Below are 22,005 nucleotides of genomic sequence, written 5' to 3' on the forward strand. Positions count from 1 at the left end.
AAGATGGAAGGGGCGCCAGTCTAGCAAACCCCTCTCCAGGTTCTCAGCCTTCGCGCAATACGCTCAACGGGCTGGCATTCAGCGCGCGGCGAGTGCCAAGCACGCCGGCCAGGCCGATCAGCAGCGCGCCGATCAGCGGCAGCAGGAGCAACCATGGGTGAGGTTGCCAGCTCATGTCGAATGCGTAGCGATAGAGCAGAAAGCTCACCAGCTCGCAGCCCAGCGCGGCCAGCAGGCCGGCGGCCGCGCCGAGCAGGCCGAACTCGGCGCGGCGAGCGCTGATCAGCAGCTTGCGTTCGGCGCCCAGTGCGCGCAGTAGCGCTCCCTGGCGGATGCGCTCGTCCAGTGTCGCCTGCAGCCCGGCGAGGAGCACGGTGATGCCCGCAGCGAGCACGAACAGCAGCACATACTCGATGGCCAGGGTGACCTGAGCGAGGATGCTGCGCAGTTGCGCCAGCAGGGCATCGACCTGCAGCAGCGTCACGCTGGGGAAGGCGCGGCTGAGGGCTACCAGCTCTGCGTCCTGGCCAGGCGGCAGGTAGAAGCTGGTCAGGTAGGTGGCTGGGAGGTCCTGCAGGGTCTGCGGCTCGAAGATCATGTAGAAGTTGGGCTGGAAACTGTCCCAATCCACCTGGCGCAGACTGGTGACCTGCGCTTCGCGTTCGATACCGCCGACATTGAAGCGCAGCTGGTCGCCGAGTTTCAGTTGCAGACTTTCGGCCAGTTCGGATTCGACGGAAACGCCAGGCAGTTCGCTGGCGTGCGCAGCGCCCCACCAACTGCCTGCGGTAAGCAGGTTGTCAGATGGCAGAGCCTCGGCCCAGGTCAGGCTCAGGTCGCGCTGGATGGCGCGCTCGCCGCGGCTTTCCTTGGTTACCAGTTGGCGCACCGGCTCACCGTTGATCATGATCAGCCGACCCGGCACCACGGGGTACAGCGGGGCTGGATGCGGCGACAGCTCGGCCAGGCGTGCGGCGAATGCATCGCGTTCTGCAGGCAGCACATTGAGGGCGAAGTGATTGGGCGCGTCTTCCGGCAACTGGTCCTGCCAGGTATCGAGCAATTCGCCACGCAGCAGGGCGATCAGCGCCATGGCCAGCAGGATCAGACCGAACGCCAGCGCTTGCCCGGCTGCAGCCAGCGGGTAGCGCAGCAGTTGGCCCAGGCCCAGGCGCCAGGGCAGGGCGGCGCGCTGCAGCAGGCGGCGCAGGCTCTGCAACCCGAGCAGCAACAGACCTCCGAGCAGCAATGCGGCGAGTAGTCCACCACCCAGCAGCGCCAGCGTCAGACGCAGATCCAGGCTCAGGCGCCACATGATCAAACCCAGCGCGATCAGCGCTGCGCCGTAGACCAGCCAAGAGCTGGCCGGCACCGGCAGCATATCGCGGCGTAGCACGCGCAGCGGTGGCACGCGGCCGAGCGCGGCCAGCGGTGGCAGAGCGAAACCGGCCAGCGCCACCAGGCCGGTGGCCATGCCGGCCAATGCGGGCCACAGATCGGCAGGCGGCAGATCATCCGGGATCAGCCCGCGCAGCAAATGGAAGAGAACGTGCTGGCCGGCCCAGCCGAGCAGTGCGCCGATTACGCTGGCGATCAGCCCCAGTAGTGCCAGTTGCAGGCCGAACAATGCCAACGCTTCACGCCGTGACAGCCCGAGGCAGCGTAGCAGCGCGCTGGCATCGAAGCGCCTCGCCGCGAAGCGTGCAGCCGACAAGGCCACGGCGACGCCTGCAAGCAATACCGCCGCCAGGCTGGCCAGGTTCAAGTAGCGCTCGGCGCGGCCGAGGGCGCCGCCGACCTGGCGATTGCCATCGCGCGCGTCGTCGAGGCGCTGGTTGGGTTCCAGGCCGGCTTCGATTGCTTGACGATAGGCCGCCAGGGCGTTGGCATCGCCGCGCCAGAGTTCCCGAAAGCGCACACGGCTGCCGGGTTGTACCACTTCAGTCGCGGCAAGGTCGTCCAGATGCATCAGCACGCGCGGCGTCAGGCTGTAGAAATCGCCAGCAGTGTCCGGGTCGTAGGTAAGCACGCGACTCAAGCGCAGGGGTTTGGCGCCTATTTCCAGTTCATCGCCAATCTTCAGGTTCAACGCGACCATCAGGCGCGCTTCTGCCCAGACCTCCCCTGGTCGAGGGCCGGAACCCACTTCCTCTGGCGCGTAGGGTTCGGCAGCGCTTCTCAGCTCGCCGCGCAGCGGGTATTGATTGTCGGCGGCCTTGACGCTGGCCAGCTGAATGCCTTCCTGGGCGGCGACCACGCTGGAGAACTCTACCGCTCGTGCGTGATCGAGGCCCAGCTTGAGCCCCGCGTTTATCTGTTCCTGGCTGGCTGGCGAGCTGCCGCTCAGGCGCAGGTCAGCGGCGAGAAACTCGCTGGCACGCAGCAGCATGGCGTCATTCAGGCGCGCGCTGAAATAGCCGATGGCGCTGCTGGCGGCCACCGCGACCAGCAAGGCGAAGAACAGTACCCGTAACTCGCCGGCGCGGGCATCGCGCAGCAGTTGGCGGGCCGCGAGCGAAAACAGGCGAGTGAAGGGCACACGTTTCATCAGGGCTCCACGCGGTCGATCAGGTGTCCGGCTTCCAGGCGGATCAGGCGCTGGCAGCGGTGCGCCAGGCGCTCGTCGTGGGTGACCAGTACCAGGGTGGTACCGCGTTCCTGGTTGAGCTGAAAGAGCAGGTCGCTGATGCGCTCTCCGGTGTGGCTGTCGAGGTTGCCGGTAGGCTCATCGGCGAACAGCACGTCCGGTTCTGCAGCGAAGGCGCGGGCAATGGCCACGCGCTGTTGCTCGCCACCGGATAGCTGGCGCGGGTAATGCGTCAGACGTTGACCCAGGCCGACGCGTTCGAGCAGCGTACGAGCGCGCTGGCGGGCATCGGCATGACCTTCCAGCTCCAGCGGCAGCATCACGTTCTCCAGCGCGTTGAGGCTGTCGAGCAACTGGAACGACTGGAAGACGAAACCCACATGCTCGGCGCGCAGGCGCGCGCGCTGGTCTTCATCTAGCTCACTGAGGTTCTTGCCGGCCAGCAATACGGCACCGCCACTGGGCAGGTCCAGACCGGCGAGCAATCCGAGCAGGGTGGATTTGCCAGAACCTGACGCGCCGACGATGGCCAGGCTGTCGCCTTTGCTCAGTTCGAGATCGAGATCATGGAGGATGGTCAGCTCGCCTTCCGCGCTGCTGACCACTTTGCTAAGGTTCCGCGCAGCGAGAATGCTCGAAGTCATGGAGATTCCAAATGCGTGCATGGTGGTTGAGTGGTGCCTTGGCCCTGACGCTCTGGGCTCAGGGAGCGATTGCAGGCACCCTGCTTGTGGTCGGCGATAGTATCAGCGCGGCTTTTGGCCTGGATAGCCGCCAGGGATGGGTCGCTTTGCTGGAAAAACGCCTTGATGAAGAGGGTTTCGAGCACGCGGTGGTCAATGCTTCGATCAGCGGCGATACCAGTGCAGGTGGCGCCGCACGGCTCTCTGCGCTCCTTGCGGAGCACAAGCCGGAGCTGGTCATCATCGAGTTGGGAGGCAACGATGGCCTGCGTGGCCAGCCCCCTGCGCAATTGCAACAGAATCTTGCGTCGATGATCGATAAATCGCAGTCTGCCGGTGCGGATGTGCTGCTTCTCGGTATGCGTTTGCCACCCAACTATGGCGCGCGCTACACCACGTCTTTCGCCCAGGTTTTCGCTGATTTGGCAGAGCAGAAGAAGGTGCCGCTGGTGCCGTTCTTTCTCGAGGGTGTTGGCGGCGTGCCGGGAATGATGCAGGCCGATGGTATTCACCCGACCGAGTCCGCGCAGGCGGTGTTGCTGGACAATGTCTGGCCGACGCTCAAACCTCTGCTGTAAGTGTCTGTTTTCGAGGTACACAGAGCAGGCACAGGCTTTTCCGTCTCAAGCCTTTCAGCTAATGTGGCCGACCTGTCACGGAGCCCCAGATGCCGCGTCCCGCCTGGTCCCTTTATGCCTACCAACTGATCGAGCCGGATGAGCAGCTGGATCTGTTCGCCTGTCGTGAGGTGCGCGTGCACCTGGTGGCTCGCCAGCTGCGTCTGGGTGGGCATGCTGATCGCACGCTTTGCGATGGCTTATTGCCAGCGCAGCCGCGCTGGCGGACGCTGGAAAAGGTCTGGCTGCGTGACCGTCGCCTGTGTCCCGCTTGCCTGGCGGCATTCGAGGCGCAGCGTCAGGGTTTGTGCTCGAATTGGGCGGATGGCTGACGTCTGCCCGGCTTGCGAATGGCGGTGTACAATCGCCGCAATATCACTCAACTCTTCAAGGGACATCCCGGATGTTGTCGCGCTTCTCTGCGGTCAACCGCTGCCTGACTCTGGTCGCACTGTGCTCCAGTGCTTCGGTACAGGCACTCGAACTTCCACTGCCGCCGCCAGGCGAGGATGTGGTGGGCCAGGTACAGGTGATCAAGGCCAAGTACGAGGACACCTTCGCCGATCTGGGAACGGCAAATGATCTTGGCTATCTGGAAATGGTTGCCGCTAACCCGGGTGTCGATCCTTGGCTGCCGGGTGAGGGTACCGAGGTCATCCTGCCGACTCGTTACGTGCTGCCGCCTGGGCCGCGTGAGGGTATCGTCATCAACCTGGCCGAATATCGTCTGTATTACTTCCCGAAAGGCCAGAATGTGGTGCACACCTTCCCGCTGGGCATCGGTCGTGAGGGGTGGGGTTCACCGCTGGGCACTGGTCGCGTGACCGTGAAGACGCCGAACCCGGCCTGGTATCCGCCTCAGTCGATTCGTGAGGAGCATGCGGCCGAAGGCGATATCCTGCCCACCGTGGTGCCGCCTGGCCCGGACAATCCGTTGGGCCCCTACAAGATGACGCTGTCGTTCCCTGGCTACCTGATCCATGGCTCGAACAAGAAGTTCGGTATCGGTATGCGCGTCAGCCACGGTTGCTTCCGCATGCTCAATCACAACGTGCTGGACTTGGCAGGTATGGTGCCGGTCGGCACGCCGGTGCGCATCATCAACGAGCCCTACAAGTTTGGTGTGAGCAGCGGCAAGGTTTATCTGGAAGCGCATGCGCCACTGGATGACGAGGGTGATCCCTCTGTTGTCGATAAGCACACGGCGGTGATCAATTCGTTGCTCAAACGTGACGAACTCAGCGGCCTGCGTCTTGACTGGGAGATGGTCCGTGAGGTGGTTGCTGCCGAGGACGGTATGCCGGTGCCGATCGCTGCGCAGACCGAGCACGTAGTCGCGAGCAGCGATAACCCGTTCTGATCCAGCGACGTTGCAAAAAACCGCCTGCATTCGTGTACGCGGTTTTTTATTGCCTGGCAATCGAGACGTTCCGAGAGTGCCAGGGCGCGAGCAGGCAATAAAAAAGCCGCACCAGTTGCCTGGGGCGGCTTTCGAAAAAACGAGTCGCAATTACTTGCGGCTGGCTTTTTCCAGCATACGCAGAGCGCGCTCGTTAGCTTCGTCAGCAGTCTGCTGAGCTTTCTGAGCAGCGGCCATAGCTTCATCGGCCTTGCGGTAGGCTTCGTCAGCACGGGCTTGAGCACGAGCAGCTGCGTCTTCGGTAGCAGTCAGACGCGCTTCGGTTTCTTTGGACATGCTGCTGCAACCGGTAGCCAGAACTGCGGCCAGAGCCAGAGCAGAGAATTTCAGAACGTTGTTCATCGTGTTCCCCTTGAGGTGGAGTTTTCCATAAAGAGCAATTCCCCAACTGCGGGAAATTAGCCGGCGTACATACTACCTATTACTTTTAGTAAGTAAACGGAGCCAGGGCAAGAGTTGCAGTTTTTTTTCTTTGGGCAGGGCGCTGAAGGATAGAATTTGCGTGGGCTGGCTAAAAAATAGTCAGTTACGCATTCGATACAGTGTAGCGGTTGTACGAGCTGTTATAACTATCCGGGCTTTGAAACTAAAACAATAAAAGAGGGGATGCAGATGCTTGGGAATCTGGGGCTTTTGCTGGGCTTGGCGCTACTTATCTTCATGGCGTTGCGCGGGGTGAACATATTCATCGCTGCGTTGCTGTGTTCGATTCTGGTGGCCCTCACCAATGGCGTAGCCGTATCAGGTGCACTGCTCGAGCACTTTCCATTCGGCCCATTGGGTGCATTCACCTTTGCTGGCAAGTTCTTCGTGCTGTTTCTCTGTGGTGCGATCTTCGGCAAGGTCATGGCTGCCAGCCAGGCGGCCAGCAGTATTGCTCAGGCCATTACCCGCGGTCTGGGTACGCAACGAACGCTCTGGGTGGCGATGCTGGTGTGTGCGGTTCTCACCTATGGCGGGGTGGTGGTATTCGTGGTGATCTTCACCATGTATCCGCTGGGCATTACCCTGATGCGCGAGGCCAATCTGCCCAAGCGATTGTTCTGTGCCGCCACTGCACTGGGGGCGGGAACCTTCACCATGACGGCCTTGCCTGGCTCACCTTCGATTCACAACGTGATCGCAGCCAGTGCACTGGGTACCGACCTGTTCGCAGGTGCCTGGATCGGCCTGTTCGCCTCGCTGGTAATGATTGGTCTGGGCATGGCTTATCTGCAGCGCGAATGGCGCCTCGCTCGCGAACGAGGCGAAGGGTTCGAGCCTAACGCGCAGGACGAGCGTATGCAGCAGTTGGCCGGTTCGCCCGGAAGCGGGCCACACTGGGGTATCGCGTTGGTGCCGATCATCGTGGTGTTGGGGATCATCCTTCTGCCGCGCTTGCTCGCTCTATCTGGTGCAGCTGTGCCGGGCGAGGGGGCGCTGGGTGGGCTGCTGGCTTTCAGTCAGTCGCAGCCGATTCTCTGGCCCAGTCTGGCCTTGGTGATCGCTACCGGGGTGGCTGTGCTGATGTTTTCGGCGTTGCGCCGTAATACCGTCGGCTTGCTGGGGCAGGGGGCTGACGATGCGATCATGCCGCTGCTGAACACTGCCGCAGTGATCGGTTTTGGCGGTGTGGTTACTCAGACCGCAGGTTTCGCTCAGTTCGCCCAATGGATACTGGGGGTAGATCTGCCGCCACTGTTGTCGGTGTTCGCCTCGGTTAGCGTGGTCTCGGGCATCGTCGGCTCGTCGTCTGGTGGCCTGCAGATTTTCATGCAGACCCTGGCACCGCGTTATCTGGAGATGGGGGTGGACCCTGAGGTGCTGCACCGTATCGCCAACATCACCGCTGGTGGGCTGGATTCGCTGCCACACTGCGGGGCAGTGATCGCGATGCTGATGATCATGGGGCTGACTCACAAGCAGGCGTACAAGGACATCTTCGTCATCACTGTACTGGTCCCCGTGATTGCGGCTTTGCTCTGCATCGCAGTCTTGAGCTTCTGATTGCTCGTGGCTGGGCAGCCCGGCGGCTGATAAGCTTGGCTAATTGCGTGGTCGGAAGTGGCACCGGAATTTGCGCTTTTGCCAAAGCACCGGTATGAAGTAAGAATTGACGCGCCGCTAACGATTTGCGGCTAGAGGAGTGAAGATGAGCGAGGGGTTGTCCATTCACCATGACCAGGCGAGTCACCAGTTCGTGACGACCGTCGATGGTGATCGTGCCTATCTGGCCTATATGGATCTGGGTAAGCAGACGCTGGACATCTATCGCACCTTTGTACCCAACGGCCTGCGTGGTCGTGGCATCGCCGCGGCGTTGACCGAGCATGCCCTGCAGTATGCCGAAGGCAAGGGCTACACGGTGATTCCGTCCTGCTCGTATGTCGAGCGCTACATGGAGCGACGTTCGCGTCACCAGTAGGAGTCGGTTCGGCGTGGTGGGCTGAAGCCCACCCTGCGTGTGAATGCGGATACAAAAACGCCGGGCAATGCCCGGCGTTTTCATTGCTGTTGCGTCCTCAGCCGCGAGGGCGCTTGGGTAATACGTCCTTGAGCTTGGCGTGCATGCTGCGCAGGCTCTTCTCGGTGGTATCCCAGTCGATGCAGGCATCGGTGATGGATACACCGTATTTGAGGTCGCAAAGATTCTTCGGAATCGACTGGCTGCCCCAGCCCAGGTGACTCTCGACCATCAGGCCAACGATGGAGTTGTTGCCTTCGAGAATCTGGTTGGCCACGTTCTCCAGAACCAGCGGCTGCAGTGCCGGGTCCTTGTTGGAGTTGGCGTGGCTGCAGTCGACCATGATGTTCGGGCGAATGCCGGCTTTCGTCAGTTCCTGCTCACAAATGGCAACGCTGACCGAATCGTAGTTGGGTTTGCCATTGCCGCCGCGCAGTACCACGTGGCCGTAGGCGTTGCCCTTGGTGGTGACGATGGACACGCCGCCTTCCTGGTTGATGCCGAGGAAGCGGTGCGGGCTGGAAACCGATTGCAGGGCGTTGATGGCCACGGTCAGACCGCCATCGGTACCGTTCTTGAAGCCAACTGCCGAGGACAAGCCCGAGGCCATTTCCCGGTGGGTCTGGGATTCGGTGGTACGTGCGCCGATGGCCGACCAGCTGATCAGGTCCTGCAGGTACTGCGGGGAGATCGGATCGAGCGCCTCGGTGGCGGTGGGCAGGCCCATTTCCGCGAGGTCGCGCAGTAGTTTGCGGCCGATGTGCAGACCGTCCTGGATCTTGAACGAATCGTCCAGGTACGGGTCGTTGATCAGACCTTTCCAGCCGACCGTGGTACGCGGCTTCTCGAAGTACACGCGCATGACCAGGAACAGGCTGTCGGACAGTTCGGCAGCCAGCACCTTGAGGCGCTCGGCATACTCGTGAGCGGCCTTGATATCGTGGATGGAGCAGGGGCCGACGACCACGAACAGGCGATGATCCTTGCCGTCGAGAATGTCGCGTACCACCTGACGGCCATGGGCCACGGTCTTCAGTGCGGCATCTGTCAGGGGGATTTCGCGTTTGAGCTGATCGGGGGTGATCAGGGTTTCATTGGAGGCGACGTTGAGGTCGTCGATCGGTAAATCAGCCATCGTGCTATTCATCGGGTCAGGTCGTCAGGTCACGGGTGCCGGCCGCCAGCGATCCCCTATGGCGGTGCACAGCTAGTTGGTGCAGGGGGAGCCGAACCTTAGCGCGTACGGGGCGGCGCGACAATGGGCGTTAAGTTCAATAAGCCTCATAGAGTTGCAGTATGAGGTGGGTTATTGCTCTCGTTGCTGGGGGCTGCGCCGTATTCAGGCGAGATAGGGAAACTCGGCGGCATGCTTGGCGATCCAGTCCTGAGCGCATTGTTCGATGGCCATGGGGTGGCCTGACGCCTGTTCCAGCTGTTGTCGGTAATGCTGGATCTGGCAGACCTGCTCGACCATGCGCGCGCGGAACAGGGTGTCTTCATCGAGAAAGGCGATGCCTACCAGGTAATCGGTATCCTGGCGCCGGCACCAGGCCACTACGCCGGGGTAGCGCGCCTGTTCGCCCAGTAGCGGGATGCGCAGTTCAACCGAGGTGCCACGGCGAAAGCCGCGTGACGAGTTGCATGCGACCCCACCCAGGCTGATATTGTTCAGCCGCTGCCGGGGAATGCAGGCCTGTTTTCGCGGTACCAGTTCCACCGGCATATCGCTTGGATGACGCAGAAACTTACGCATGAACACCGACCTTGAATGCAGGCAAACTGATATCAATAAATTCAGTATAGCGACGCAATTGGAATTGACCGATCTGGATGCCGACCGCCGCCTGCTCGATCTTCCCGGTGCCTCACTGCTGGTGTTCACAAGCACGGGCTGTGCCAGCTGCCGTTGGGCACGTCAGGCCTTGCCGGGGATGCCGCTACCCATCGAGCGTCTGTGCTGGATCGATGCCGGGCATAACGCGGGATTGGTGACGCGCTACGAGGTATTCCACTTGCCCGCGCTGTTTCTGGTCAAGGACGGTCATTTCTTTGGCGCATTGCACGCACCTATTACCCATTCCGATCTGGTTACCGCCATGGGCGAGGCCCTGCTTCGCCCGGCTGAGGAGCTTCCCTGATGTCTCAATACCCTGCGCCGCGTATCGGCATCATCGGCACCGGTGCCATTGGCGGTTTCTACGGAATGCTGCTGGCTCGCGCTGGTCATGACGTGCACTTTTTGCTGCGCAGCGAGTACAGCGCGGTGGTCGAACATGGTCTGCAGTTGAACAGCGCGGTACATGGTGCACTGAGCCTGGCGCCGGTACAGGCCTACCAGCATGTCGACGAGATGCCGCCGTGCGACTGGCTGCTGGTCGGTGCCAAGACCACGGTCAATGGCGAGCTGGCGCCGCTGATCGCCAAGGCTGCAGCGCCCGGTGCCAAGGTGGTGCTGTTGCAGAATGGCCTGTCGGTGGAGGACGAATTGCGTCCGCTGTTGAGCGCCGATCTGCATCTGTTGGGCGGGCTCTGCTACATCTGCGTTCACCGCAGTGCGCCGGGCGTGATCGAGCATCAGGCACTGGGCGCGATCAACCTGGCCTATCACTCCGGGCCTTTGGCCGACGATGAGGCAAGGCTGGCGCTGGCCGAGGAGGGCGCGAGCCTGCTGCGCAGCACCGGCCTGGATTCGGCGGCAATGCGCGATCTGGCACAGACGCGCTGGCAGAAGCTGGTGTGGAACATTCCTTATAACGGCCTGTCGGTGCTGCTCGATGCCGATACGCGGCGCCTGATGGGTAATCCCGACAGTCGCGCGCTGATCGCTGACATGATGCAGGAGGTGGTGCAGGCCGCTCAGGCGCTGGGTTACGCCATGCCGGACAGCTATGCGGACAAATTGCTGGCCGCCACGCAGCGCATGCCGGATTACTTGCCAAGCATGTACCACGACTTTGCCCAAGGGCGACCGGCCGAACTACATGCCATTTACGAGGCTCCGCTGGCGGCTGCGGACGCAGTGGGTTTCGCAATGCCCAAGGTGCGCGCCCTGTATCAGGCGCTTCGTTTCATTCAGGCTCGCCAGGAGGCTTAAGCATGAGTAAGGGGCTAGGTGACAAACTTGTGCTGGCGATCTCTTCGCGAGCGCTGTTCGATCTGAGCGAAAGCCACCAGATCTATGAAAGCGAAGGGGTGGAAGCCTATCGCCGCTATCAGATCGAGCATGAAGATGAAGTGCTGATGCCGGGCGATGCCTTTCCGCTGGTAGAGAAGTTGCTTGGACTGAACACGCGGCTCAGCGAGCAGCGCGTGGAAGTCATCCTGGTGTCGCGCAACAGCGCCGATACCGGGCTGCGCGCGTTCAACTCGATCCAGCACTACGGGCTCGGCATATCCCGCGCTGCCTTCGTCGGCGGTCGTAGTCCCGACCCTTATCTGGCGGCCTTTGGCTGTCATCTGTTTCTGTCTACTCACGCCGACGATGTGCGCAACGCGCTGAAAGCCGGTTTTGGTGCGGCCACGCTGCTTTCCGGTGGCGCGCGGCGAGCGAACAGCAACGAACTGCGTATCGCCTTCGACGGCGATGCCGTACTGTTCTCCGACGACTCCGAGCGCGTCTACCAGAGTGGCGGCCTCAATGCTTTCCAGGATCATGAGCGCGAAGCTGCTCGGCAAGCCTTGCCTGGCGGGCCTTTCAAGCCTTTTCTGGCCGCATTGCACAGCCTACAGCAGGAGTTCCCCGAAGCAGACTGCCCGATCCGTACTGCGTTGGTCACTGCACGTTCGGCGCCAGCGCATGAGCGTGTGATTCGTACCCTGCGCGAATGGAATATCCGCCTGGATGAATCCTTCTTCCTCGGCGGGCTGGACAAGTCGGCGGTGCTCGAAGCCTTCGCCGCCGATGTGTTCTTCGATGACCAGACCGGGCACTGCGAAAAAGCCCGTCAGGTGGTGGCGACCGGTCACGTGCCCCATGGCGTCAGCAACGAGTTACTGCCCTGAGCCTGGGCCTGTGCAGGCGTCCAAACGTCTGCATATAGCCATTCGTCCTAAATAACGCTTCCGATCTTGCTTTGTCTGATGCGCTGCTAAGCTCAATCAAGGGCCTGCGCCAGCAGTCGAGGAGGCCGCGTGATCCGCTCGATACTCTATGCCACCGATCTGGGGCTTTATGCCTCCTACGTGCTGCAGCACGCTCTCGCCATGAGTCGCAGTTTCAAGGCCGATTTGTATGTGGTGCACGCGGTAGAACCCATGGGTTTGTTCGCTGAATCCGTTCTGCAGACCTACCTGGACGAGGACACCCTTGGAGAGCTGCGTCGTAATGGACTCAATACCGTCATGGCCAGTATCGAGCAGCGCGTGCTGGAAGGGTTTCGCGACGAGCTGGGTGATGGTCAGCAGGATCTCCAGTTGATTCGTGCGGTGCGTGTGCTTCAGGGGGATCCGCCTGCGGTGATTCTTGAGGAAGCGCAGAAACTTGGGGTGGATCTGTTGGTCGTAGGCAGTCATAGCCACGGCGCGGAATTGGCCGTGCCGCTTGGACGCACTGCAGCACGCATCGTGCAGTTGTCGGAGGTGCCGGTGTATCTGGTGCCCATGCTGCAACACCGTGGACACGGGGATCTGTAAAGAGGGCTAATAAAACGTTCTAGGATGTTCGATTAAACCAATAATATGGTTATATACGGCATTGGCAGTTGTTGGCCTGCCTTACTGCTCTGAGGGAAATTTATGAAGCTTCAGCAATTGCGCTACATCTGGGAAGTTGCGCACCACGACCTCAACGTATCGGCTACTGCTCAGAGCCTGTATACCTCGCAGCCAGGGATCAGCAAGCAGATTCGCTTGCTCGAGGATGAGCTGGGCGTGGAAGTCTTCGCCCGCAGCGGCAAGCACCTGACCCGCGTGACCCCAGCCGGGGAGCGCATCATCACCACGGCCGGCGAAATTCTGCGCAAGGTCGAAAGCATCAAGCAGATTGCCCAGGAGTTCTCCAACGAGAAAAAGGGCACGCTGTCCATCGCCACCACCCACACTCAGGCTCGATACGCTCTGCCGCCGGTGATCAGCGCCTTCATCAAGCAGTACCCGGATGTCGCCTTGCACATGCACCAGGGCACGCCGACGCAGATCGCCGAGATGGCTGCCGATGGCAGTGTCGACTTCGCCATCGCCACCGAAGGTCTTGAGTTGTTCAACGACCTGATCATGATGCCCTGCTACCGCTGGAATCGCTGCGTGGTGGTGCCGCAAGGGCATCCCTTGACCAAGCTGCCGAAGCTGACCCTCGAAGCCCTGGCCGAGCATCCCATCGTTACTTACGTATTCGGTTTTACCGGGCGCTCGAAACTGGACGAAGCCTTCAGTCATCGCGGTCTGACGCCCAAGGTGGTGTTCACCGCCGCCGACGCCGACGTGATCAAGACCTACGTGCGCCTGAACCTGGGTGTCGGCATCGTGGCCAAGATGGCGGTCGACGCCAAGCTCGATCCGGATCTGGTGGTGCTCGACGCCGATGACCTGTTCGAGCCCAGCGTGACCAAGATCGGTTTTCGTCGTGGCACCTTCCTGCGTGGCTTCATGTGCGATTTCATCGAGCGTTTCGCCCCTCACCTGACCCGCGAGATGCTCGCCAAGGCGGTGCAGTGCCACAACAAATCCGAACTCGAAGAGCTGTTCGCGGGCGTCGAGTTACCGATGCACTGAAGCAAAACTGGAACGAAAAATGGCGCCCAAGGGGCGCCATTTTCGTTTCTGCACGGGAGCGATCAGTGGCTCAGGTGCAGGCCGCACTCGCGATTGTCTTCACCCTTGGTCGGGTCGAAGTAATCGAACTCGTTCGGCAGGTCGTGGGCGACCAGGTACTGATACAGGTCCTTCGAGGACCAGTGCAGCAGCGGGGCGACCTTGATCAGGCCGTCCGGGTTGATGCTGATCGGGTCCATTTGCGCGCGCACTGCGGTGTCGGTGGCACGCAGTGCGGTGAACCAGACGCTCGGTGCGGTCTCGCGCAGGGCACGGGCGAAGGGCTCGAGCTTCACTTCCTCGGTGAACGCGGCGTGGCGCGGATCATCCAGGCCTGGAACCGGGCCGTCGATGGCCTCGCGGTGCGCGCGCGAGCGCTTGGGCAGATAGGTGATCAGGTTGAGATTGAGCTTGCGCGCCACTTCATCGGCGAAGCGATAGGTGGCTTCGGTGTTGTAGCCGCTGTCCATCCAGACCACCGGGATATCCGGTTTGACCTGGCTGACCATGTGCAGGATCACCGCTTCGAACGGGCGGAAGTTGGTGGTGCAGATGGCGGGTTTGCCCAGTCCGATGGCCCACTGCACCAGTTTTTCAGGCTGGTTGCCGAATTCGGCGTTGAGCGCGTCCAGGTCGAGTTCCATGTTGAGGACTCCAGGTCATGTGCGTGAAGGCGCGATGTTAGCAAAGGCTGGTTATGCGGCTAAATAACTAAGACTGTTATTATCCTTTCTTATGGTTATAAGAAGGGCGCATTGCGCAGCGCAGGCCCAGCGGCTAGAGTGCCGGCTCCTTTTTGGCTCAACCGAGGAGTGGCCTGTGGAAATCGCGTGTCTCGACCTGGAAGGTGTTCTGGTTCCGGAAATCTGGATCGCCTTTGCGGAAAAAACCGGTATCGAGTCGCTCAAGGCGACCACCCGCGACATCCCCGATTACGATGTGCTGATGCAGCAACGCCTGCGCATTCTCGATGAGCACGGCCTCAAGCTGAAGGACATCCAGGACGTGATCGCTACCCTGAAGCCGCTCGATGGCGCCGTGGAGTTCGTTGACTGGCTGCGTGAACGTTTCCAGGTGGTGATTCTCTCCGACACCTTTTACGAGTTCTCCCAGCCGCTGATGCGTCAGCTCGGTTTCCCGACTTTGCTATGCCACCGCCTGATCACTGACGAGAACGATCGCGTGGTCAGCTACCAACTGCGTCAGAAAGATCCCAAGCGTCAGTCGGTCATCGCCTTCAAGAGCCTGTACTACCGCGTTATCGCAGCTGGCGACTCGTACAACGATACCACCATGCTCAGCGAAGCCCATGCCGGCATCCTGTTCCATGCGCCGGAAAACGTGATTCGCGAGTTCCCGCAATTCCCGGCCGTGCACACCTTCGAAGCGCTCAGGCAAGAGTTCCTCAAGGCGTCGAATCGCAAGCTGAGTCTGTAACACCGATGCATGAAAAACGCCGCGATTTCGCGGCGTTTTTCGTTGGGGTCGCTTATTCGTTCGTTTCCGGCAAACGCTCCAACGTTTCCAGCAGCACTTTCACCTTGGTGATTGACTCCTGATACTCGGCCTGCCAGTTGGAATCGGCGACGATGCCGCCGCCACCCCAGCAACTGACCTTGCCATCCTTGACCAGCAGGCTGCGAATGGCGATGGAGCTGTCCATCTCGCCGCGCACGTCGAGATACAGCAGCGAACCGCAATAGAGCCCGCGCCGTGTCGGCTCCAGCTCATCGATGATCTGCATGGCGCGGATCTTTGGTGCGCCGGTGATGGAGCCGCCGGGGAAACTACCGGCGATCAGGTCCAGCGCGTCCATGCCGGGCGCCAGCTCAGCGGTGACGCAACTGACCAGATGATGCACGTTGGGATAGCTCTCCAGGGCGAACAACTCCGGTACTTTCACTGAACCGATGCGGCAGCTGCGGCCCAGATCGTTGCGCAGCAGGTCGACGATCATCAGGTTCTCGGCGCGGTCCTTGCGGCTCGCCAACAGCTCTTGCGCCTGTAGCTGGTCGTCATCGGCGTCATGGCCGCGGCGCCGAGTGCCCTTGATCGGACGGGTTTCCACCTGACCGTTGCTGACCTTGAGAAAGCGTTCGGGCGACAGGCTGAGAATGGCGTCGCCATCGCCCAGGCTCTGAAAACCCGAGAAAGGCGTGGGGCAGGCCTGGCGCAGTGCCAGGTAAGCGGCCCAGGGATCGCCCGCGCACGGCGCCTGAAAGCGCTGGGCGAAATTCACCTGATAGCAATCGCCAGCGAGGATGTAGCCCTGGATGCGCTCGATCGCCTGGAGGTAGCGGTGCTGATCGATAGCGGCCTGGAACGGCTGGGTCAGTCGGAAGGGCGTGAGTTCCTCGCTATGCGGTGCTTCGAACAGCGTCTGCAGGCGCTGACGCTCTGCCTCCGGCAGCGCCGGGTGAAACAGCAGGCCGCTGGTGCCGAGCTGGTGATCGCTGATCAGCGCCCAGGCGTAGAGACCGAAACGGGCATCCTCGAGATCAAGATCATCGACGCTCTGCTCGGGCAGCACTTCCAGGCGGCGGCCGAAGTCATAAGACAAGTAGCCGATCAAACCACCGACGAATGGCAGTTCCTGCTGCTCTGGTGCCTCGGCGGGCCCAAGGCTCTGTAATGCACCTCGCAGGCGTTGCAGAAAGTCGTTGGCCGATTCGTCGGGCATGGGCGCCAGTTCTGCCAATGGCCAGGCGCTCATAAGGTCATAGCGTCCACGCTTGGCACTCGGTCGTCCGGCATCCAGCAGTACGGCGCCGGGGGCCTGGCGAATGCGCTGGAAGTAGTCGCTGGGGTCGGTGCGGTAGGGAAGAGGGTGCAGATAGCAGCTGGGCATGCGTGGCAGTCGAATGGGGTGAAGGAGCGATTGTAGTCCGCCGCTGATATTCATCCTAGAGCTTCGGCCAGGTTTACTCCGGTGCGCTCGGCTGATTAGTATGGAGTCGTGCCAGGATGTTGAACTGCCGTACCAAAACAATAATGAATGAAGGAATCCAGGCCATGGATGTAGTGATCGGCCCTGCCGCTGGAAGCCTGTTGCGTTCAAAGCTGTCGCCGCCCCAGGCATCTGCGGACTATCTGGCAAGACCCCAGGTGGAAGCCGCGCTTTCGGCCCACCCACATGCCCGCCTCGTGCTGTTTTGTGCTCCTGCTGGCTTTGGCAAGACCACCGCGTTGGCGAGGCTGGTCGAACAGCGTCGTCAGGCCGGCAGCGCTGTTGCCTGGCTATCGTTGGGCTCTGCAGATGATGAGCCGGTCCGTTTCTTCCAGCAACTGATCGAAGCATTGGGTCGCGCACTGCCCGGCCTGGGTGATTACGCCCTGGGCTACCTGCGCAATACCATGCGCGTGCCAGTCGAGGCTGTGATGGAAAGCCTGCTGGTGGATCTGTCGCAGCGCTCGGAACCGCTGCTGCTGGTGCTCGACGACCTGCATCTGATTCAGGATGGCGAATTGCTCGCCGCACTCAATCGCCTGGTCAAGATGGCGCCACCGAGTTTCACCCTGGCCATCGGCAGCCGTTCGCAGCCCGCTCTGAGTCTTGCCACGTTACGGGCCAAGGGATTGTTGCTGGAACTGGGCAGTGATGAGCTCAGACTCAATCCTGAAGAGACGCGCGGTTATCTGGAGCGCAGCGGCCTGCGGCTCGATCCAGAGACGTTTGGCGCGCTTTACCGTCATACCGAGGGCTGGGTGGTTGGGGTGCATCTGGCCAGCCTGTGGCTGCGCAACCACCCGCAACCGGCTGAGCACCTTGCCGAGTTGGGCGCAGACAAGAATGTGGTAGGCGATTACTTGCTGCGCTCGGTGTTCGAGCAGTTGCCTGGCGAGCGCCAGGAACAGCTGTTGGCGCTGGGGGTGGCGCAGCAGCTCAGTGGCGAGCTGGTCAATGCTTTGACCGCACGCCAGGATGGCCAGCAATTGCTGGAAGAGCTGGAGGCCATGCAACTGTTTCTCCTGCCCATGGATCGCGAGCGCCAGTGGTATCGCTTCCATAATCTGTTCGCCGAGTTTCTCCGTAGCCGTCTCAAGGACCGCGACCCAGAGCGTTTCAAGCAGCTGCATTTCAATGCCAGTCTGTGGTTCACCACCCACCACATGCAGAACCTGGCCATCGAGCACGCCTGCCTTGCCGAAGACGCCGAGATGCTGGCCGCGCTGCTCGACGGTTGCGGTCTGGAGCTGATCAATCGCGGACAGCTCAACCTCATCTACAAATGGCGACAACATGTGCCGGACGAAATTGCCGCGCGCTTTCCGGTGTTAGTGCTTGCCGATGTCTGGACCCGCGCGGCCGAGCTGGGCCTGAACGAGGCCAATGGCATGCTCGATGAGCTACTGGAGCGCTGGTCCGAGTCGCGCACGAGCGGGCCGTTGAGTGACAAGGTGCTGGCAACTCTGGCGATCAAGGCGGTGATCGCCTTGCAGAAGGATGACCTGGATACCTGCGTCGATCTGGCGCAACGCATCGAGGCGCAGCTGGGGCAGCATACTGCGTTTCTCGAAGTGGCGATCCTCACCGTTGGCGCCTTGGCCAGCGTCATGCTTGGCAAGGCCGAGCATGCGCGCAAGTTGCTGGCGCTGGCGCAGCAGCGCAACCATTTCCTCGAAGGCCGTTATCTGGACATGCAGTTGGCCAATGTGGACGTTCTCCTGTGTCTGGAGCAGGGGCGGGTAAAGCAGGCGCAGTTGCTGTTCGAGCAGTTGCGTGCGCGAATGATGCCCTGGTTCGGTGAGAAGTCCCGGGCCCTGGTTCTACCAACCATCAGTGAGTCACTGATCGCCTATCACCAGGGCCGTCTGGACGGTCTGCAGGATCGACTGCGCTGGGCCCTGGCCACGGTCGATGTGATCAACCCGATTGACCTGTATGCCCAGGCCATGCTTTGCCTGGCGAGGGTTCAGCGTCAGCAGTACGCGCCCAAAGAAGCGATCGCGACCCTGGTGCTGATGCAGAACCTGGCGGCGCGCAACCATTCCTGGCGCTTCTATGTGCAGGCCGTGGGCGAGGAGATTGCGCTGATTCTGCAGGAGCCGATGGCCGACCGTAGCAAGCGCGCAGAACAGCGTCTTAAATCGGTGGATTGGAGCAAGCTGGCGGGGTATTACACGCAGTGCAGTTTCAACCCGGTGCCGTGGGTGCTCGGCCTGACCCGTGTTCGTCTGCAGCAGGCGCGTGGCTACTTCAGCGAAGCGCTGCATGAGATCACCCAGTTGCGCGGCCAATTGCAGGATGGCCTGCATGGGCTGCATCAGCTGCGTCTGGATCTGCTCGCTGCGCTGAGCTACCAGCGCCTCGGCTACCGCGAGCGTGCGCAGAGTCTGCTGGTGCAGTGCCTGATCAGCGCCGAGCGAGAAGAGGCGCGCAGCCTGTTCATCGAGGAAGGTGAGGCCATACGCCAGTTGCTGCAACAGTTGGAATCCGTCGAACGCCAGCCGGCGCTGCAGGCTTTCATCCGCAGTCTGTTGAGCGTCTGGCCCGGTCAGGAGTCGCCTCACACCATGGTTGTTCTGGAGGAGGGGCTGACCGAGCGCGAGCGCGAGGTGGTCTGTCTGGCCGCCAAGGGCATGTCCAATGATGAAATCGGCCAGCAGTTGGCGCTGGCCCTGGGTACCGTCAAATGGCACCTGCACAACATCTACGAAAAGCTCAAGGTGCGTAATCGTACTCAAGCCATCCGCCGTGCCCGCGAACTGAGCCTGCTCGAATCATGAACAGCCAGAATTTGTCGTGCCAAGCCGCTGCGCCGCTGCTGCTTACCAAGCTGTATCCCGCCCATGCCGAGGGCGCGCCGCAGCTGGAGCGGGTGGCCTTGCTCGAGCGTTTGCTGGACGCCAGCGAGCAGCGCCTGATTGTCCTCAGCGCACCCGCCGGCTTCGGCAAGAGCACCGTCCTCAGCCAGCTGCGCAGTCGTTTGCAGGGGCAGGGGACGCGGGTCGCCTGGCTGTCGTGCGATGAAAGCGACAGCGAACCCGCGAGGTTTCTGCAGTACCTGGTTGCGGCGGTTACCGCAGTCTGTCCCGGTTTCGGCGGTAACGCTGCGGCGCTGCTGCAGGGCGAGATCAGTTGGCCGCTGGAGGCGGTGATAGATGCGTTGCTCGATGATCTGAAAGGCCTGTCGGAAACGCTCTATCTGATGCTCGACGACTTTCACCGCATCCGCCATCCATCCCTCGGTCAGGGCGCGCGCTATCTGATCGAACGCCTGCCCAAGCAAGTGCGCCTGGTGGTCAGCACGCGTTATCGACCGCGTTTTCTCGAAGAGCCTCCATTGCTCGGTGCCTGGGCGTTCTGGCTCAAGGCCGAGGATCTGCGTCTGACGCGCGCGGAAACGGCGGCGTATCTGCGCACCATCAAAGGTCTTGCGCTTGAGGAAAGCGAACTCAACCAGCTGTATACGCGCACGGAAGGCTGGATCACCGCGTTGCACCTGGCGGCGCTGTCCTTGCCGCGCCAGCATAATCGCGCGGCCTTTCTCGCTGGCCTGTCAGGGACCGAACGCAACATCGCCGATTATCTGGCCGAAGATGTGGTGGCCAGCCTGCCGGAAACCGTGCAACTGTTTCTCGACCAGACCTCGGTCCTCGACGAATTCAACGCCGAGTTGTGCAACGCGCTGACTGGGCGCCAGGACGGTCGCGACATGCTACGCCGGCTGCACGCCGAGCAACTGTTCGTGATCGCGCTGGACGAGCAGGGCGAATGGTTTCGTTATCACCACCTGTTTGCCGACTTCCTTCAGGGACGCTTGGCCAGGCGCGGCGACCCAGTTCATCTGTTGCACGCCGCTGCGCGCTGGTGCGAGAACCATGATCTGGCCGACAAGTCGATCAAATACGCCCTGCGCGCTCGCGATTACGCTTTCGCCGCCGAGCTGCTGGAGCGCCAGGGCGCGCGTCTGATCGCCGGTAACCGGGTCTACGGCATCCTCGCCATTCTCAAGGACATTCCACCGCTGGTGATCAACGAGCAGCCGGTGTTCCAGATTTTCTATGCCTGGCAGCTGGCCTTCGAACAGAAATTTGCCGAGTCCGAGGCGTTGATCGAGGAGGTCAGCGCACGCCTGACGCAAGGGCGTGGCAAGGGCATCCACTTCGGTCTGATCGAACTGCTGGCTGCCGCTCAGGTGCTCAAGGCGCTGGTGTTGCTTTATCAGGACAAACTCGACGCCTGCCTCAAGGTCGCCAGTCATTGGCTGGCGCTGGTTCCCAAGAATCAGTCGGTATTTCGCGCCAGCCTGGCTTGCGTGCAGGCAGCGGCGTTCGCCTTGCTCGGTGAGTTCGGTGAGGCAGCCAAGGCGATTGCCGTGGCGCGGGAGAACCTGCGTCAGTGCGAAAGTGAGTACTTGCACGTGATGGCCAGCTTGATCGAGGCGCTGATCTGCAAGGAGTACGGCGAACTGGAGCGTGGTCGCGCCCTGGCCGAGGCCGCACGGGCAAGGGTCGAGCATGTGTTTGGGCGGCGCAGCCGGGTTGGCGGTCCGCTCGGGCTGGCCTATGCCGATCTGCTTTACGAACAGGATCGGCACGCTGCGATTCTCGCCGAGCTGCCGCTGGCCACCACCTGGCGTGATGTTGCCACGCCGGTGGAGTTGATCAGTCGCGGCAAGCTGGTCATGGCGCGTGCGCGCTTCTTTGCCGGTGCCGGTGAGCAGGGGCTGGAAGAGCTCGACGAGTGGTTGAGTGGTTTGCAGGGCCCGGGCTACGAGCGGGTATTTGCCATCGCCATGGGTTGCAAGGTGCAGTTCCTGCTGTGGCTGCGCAGGCCGAACGAGGCGCAGCGTATCTATCTGCAGTTGGAGCGCCATCTCGCGGTACTACCCATCGAACGCTATGGCGATGCACATACGGCGCTAGCGCTGAGCCAGGCGCGCCTGGCGCTGAGCGAGCAATGGGTGGAAAGAGCCCAGGCCAGCCTGGAGGCGTGCCTGACCAAGCAGCGGGCGGATCACCAGCGTGATCGGCGCCTGCACCTGAGCTTGCTACTGTCGGTGGCTTACTGGTGCAAAGGTAACAGCGAAAAAGCCTTCGCGCTTTTGCAAGCGACGCTCGAAGAGGCCTGGCAATGCGGCTATCGCCGCTTGTTTCAGGATGACGCACTGTGGCTGCTGCCGCTCTGGAATGCCTGGAGCCGCGCCGAGCCCAAGCGTGCATCTGTCTGGCAGGGCGTTGCCGAAATGCTTCGCGAGCAGTGCCGCAGGTTGGCTATCGATCCTGAAAGCCTCGAGGAAAATCAGGGAGTCAGCCATCGTGAGCGGGAGATATTACGGCTCGTGGCAGCGGGTCTGTCGAATCGCGATATCGCCGAGGCGGTGCACTTGTCCGAGGCCACTATCAAATGGCATCTGCATAACCTGTTTTCCAGGTTGGGTGTACGCAGCCGTACGCAAGCAGTGCTCAAAGGCAAGAGCCTGGGACTGCTGAGCGAGGCATGAGAAGGCGTGCAGGTGAGGGAGGGAAGGCGAACTGGCGACGCTGCATTGAGCGAGTCGTAA

At 61.5% G+C, this 22,005-nt stretch carries 20 protein-coding genes; 13 read left to right on the forward strand and 7 right to left on the reverse strand.

All coding sequences use genetic code 11. The features are described 5' to 3' along the window. Nucleotides 1–43: 43 nt before the first annotated feature. The gene (locus H3221_RS19350; protein WP_196474835.1) at nt 44–2,548 is read right to left on the reverse strand and encodes an ABC transporter permease; all 2,505 of its coding nucleotides are present in this window, start codon (nt 2,546–2,548) and stop codon (nt 44–46) included. Then, a complete protein-coding gene (locus H3221_RS19355) occupies nt 2,548–3,231 on the reverse strand; it encodes an ABC transporter ATP-binding protein (RefSeq protein ID WP_017676786.1) in 684 nt (227 codons plus the stop codon). Before H3221_RS19355 ends, H3221_RS19350 begins: the two co-directional genes overlap by 1 nt. Before the next feature lie 11 nt (nt 3,232–3,242). Between H3221_RS19355 and H3221_RS19360 the strand changes: the two genes are divergently transcribed. From H3221_RS19360 to H3221_RS19370, 3 genes are all read left to right on the forward strand, one after another. After that, complete coding sequence (locus tag H3221_RS19360) at nt 3,243–3,848, forward strand: arylesterase (protein WP_196474834.1); 606 nt, start codon at nt 3,243–3,245, stop codon at nt 3,846–3,848. 89 nt (nt 3,849–3,937) lie between these two features. Then, nucleotides 3,938–4,219, forward strand: a complete 282-nt coding sequence (locus H3221_RS19365; RefSeq protein ID WP_192980851.1) for a hypothetical protein — start codon at nt 3,938–3,940, stop codon at nt 4,217–4,219. 71 nt (nt 4,220–4,290) lie between these two features. Next, nucleotides 4,291–5,247: a L,D-transpeptidase family protein gene (locus H3221_RS19370; protein WP_196474833.1), complete on the forward strand. Its 957-nt coding sequence runs from the start codon at nt 4,291–4,293 to the stop codon at nt 5,245–5,247. Nucleotides 5,248–5,397: 150 nt separating this feature from the next. Here H3221_RS19370 and oprI read toward each other — a convergent pair whose 3' ends face one another. After that, nucleotides 5,398–5,649 carry an outer membrane lipoprotei OprI gene (gene oprI / locus H3221_RS19375; RefSeq protein WP_037003984.1) on the reverse strand — a complete coding sequence of 84 codons (252 nt, stop codon included), beginning with the start codon at nt 5,647–5,649 and terminating at the stop codon, nt 5,398–5,400. Nucleotides 5,650–5,919: 270 nt separating this feature from the next. Between oprI and H3221_RS19380 the strand changes: the two genes are divergently transcribed. Beyond that, on the forward strand, nt 5,920–7,293 hold the full coding sequence (locus H3221_RS19380; RefSeq protein WP_196474832.1) for a GntP family permease: 1,374 nt from the start codon (nt 5,920–5,922) through the stop codon (nt 7,291–7,293). 145 nt (nt 7,294–7,438) lie between these two features. Beyond that, nucleotides 7,439–7,711 (forward strand): GNAT family N-acetyltransferase, encoded by a 273-nt coding sequence (locus H3221_RS19385; protein WP_100547829.1) that lies wholly within the window; start codon nt 7,439–7,441, stop codon nt 7,709–7,711. A 97-nt stretch (nt 7,712–7,808) separates the two neighbouring features. Here the strand turns inward: H3221_RS19385 and H3221_RS19390 are convergent, their stop codons facing one another. Both H3221_RS19390 and H3221_RS19395 read right to left on the reverse strand, forming a co-directional pair. Then, nucleotides 7,809–8,885 carry a 3-deoxy-7-phosphoheptulonate synthase gene (locus H3221_RS19390; RefSeq protein ID WP_072423888.1) on the reverse strand — a complete coding sequence of 359 codons (1,077 nt, stop codon included), beginning with the start codon at nt 8,883–8,885 and terminating at the stop codon, nt 7,809–7,811. A 204-nt stretch (nt 8,886–9,089) separates the two neighbouring features. Beyond that, nucleotides 9,090–9,503, reverse strand: coding sequence for a PilZ domain-containing protein (locus H3221_RS19395; protein WP_196474831.1), 414 nt, complete (start codon nt 9,501–9,503; stop codon nt 9,090–9,092). On the opposite strand from H3221_RS19395, the gene H3221_RS19400 reads away from it, so the two are divergent. The 5 genes from H3221_RS19400 to cysB all read left to right on the forward strand — a co-directional run bounded on the left by H3221_RS19400 (nt 9,502) and on the right by cysB (nt 13,459). Continuing rightward, nucleotides 9,502–9,888: a YbbN family protein gene (locus tag H3221_RS19400; protein ID WP_196474830.1), complete on the forward strand. Its 387-nt coding sequence runs from the start codon at nt 9,502–9,504 to the stop codon at nt 9,886–9,888. The genes H3221_RS19395 and H3221_RS19400 overlap by 2 nt on opposite strands. After that, a complete protein-coding gene (locus H3221_RS19405) occupies nt 9,888–10,844 on the forward strand; it encodes a putative 2-dehydropantoate 2-reductase (RefSeq protein ID WP_196474829.1) in 957 nt (318 codons plus the stop codon). The genes H3221_RS19400 and H3221_RS19405 overlap by 1 nt, the downstream gene beginning before the upstream one ends. Nucleotides 10,845–10,846: 2 nt before the next feature. Beyond that, a complete protein-coding gene (locus tag H3221_RS19410; protein WP_196474828.1) occupies nt 10,847–11,752 on the forward strand; it encodes a 5'-nucleotidase in 906 nt (301 codons plus the stop codon). Between the two features lie 129 nt (nt 11,753–11,881). Continuing rightward, a complete protein-coding gene (locus H3221_RS19415; RefSeq protein WP_160017975.1) occupies nt 11,882–12,382 on the forward strand; it encodes a universal stress protein in 501 nt (166 codons plus the stop codon). Nucleotides 12,383–12,484: 102 nt separating this feature from the next. Beyond that, on the forward strand, nt 12,485–13,459 hold the full coding sequence (gene cysB, locus H3221_RS19420) for an HTH-type transcriptional regulator CysB (protein WP_017676798.1): 975 nt from the start codon (nt 12,485–12,487) through the stop codon (nt 13,457–13,459). A gap of 62 nt (nt 13,460–13,521) precedes the next feature. Here the strand turns inward: cysB and H3221_RS19425 are convergent, their stop codons facing one another. Next, nucleotides 13,522–14,142, reverse strand: a complete 621-nt coding sequence (locus tag H3221_RS19425) for a phosphoadenosine phosphosulfate reductase domain-containing protein (protein WP_160017976.1) — start codon at nt 14,140–14,142, stop codon at nt 13,522–13,524. Nucleotides 14,143–14,317: 175 nt separating this feature from the next. Here H3221_RS19425 and thrH point away from each other — a divergent pair, with 175 nt between their 5' ends. Beyond that, a complete protein-coding gene (thrH, locus tag H3221_RS19430) occupies nt 14,318–14,935 on the forward strand; it encodes a bifunctional phosphoserine phosphatase/homoserine phosphotransferase ThrH (RefSeq protein ID WP_196474827.1) in 618 nt (205 codons plus the stop codon). A gap of 52 nt (nt 14,936–14,987) precedes the next feature. On the opposite strand, the gene pabB is transcribed toward thrH, so the two are convergent. After that, nucleotides 14,988–16,346, reverse strand: coding sequence for an aminodeoxychorismate synthase component I (pabB, locus tag H3221_RS19435; RefSeq protein WP_196474826.1), 1,359 nt, complete (start codon nt 16,344–16,346; stop codon nt 14,988–14,990). Nucleotides 16,347–16,510: 164 nt separating this feature from the next. Here pabB and H3221_RS19440 point away from each other — a divergent pair, with 164 nt between their 5' ends. After that, entirely contained in the window at nt 16,511–19,225 is a 2,715-nt protein-coding gene (locus H3221_RS19440) for a LuxR C-terminal-related transcriptional regulator (protein WP_224490689.1), read from the forward strand. Continuing rightward, nucleotides 19,222–21,945, forward strand: coding sequence for a helix-turn-helix transcriptional regulator (locus H3221_RS19445; RefSeq protein ID WP_196474825.1), 2,724 nt, complete (start codon nt 19,222–19,224; stop codon nt 21,943–21,945). Before H3221_RS19440 ends, H3221_RS19445 begins: the two co-directional genes overlap by 4 nt. The last annotated feature ends 60 nt before the right edge of the window (nt 21,946–22,005 follow it).

This window comes from Pseudomonas chaetocerotis (assembly GCF_015712105.2).
Classification (GTDB): Bacteria; Pseudomonadota; Gammaproteobacteria; order Pseudomonadales; family Pseudomonadaceae; genus Aquipseudomonas; species Aquipseudomonas chaetocerotis.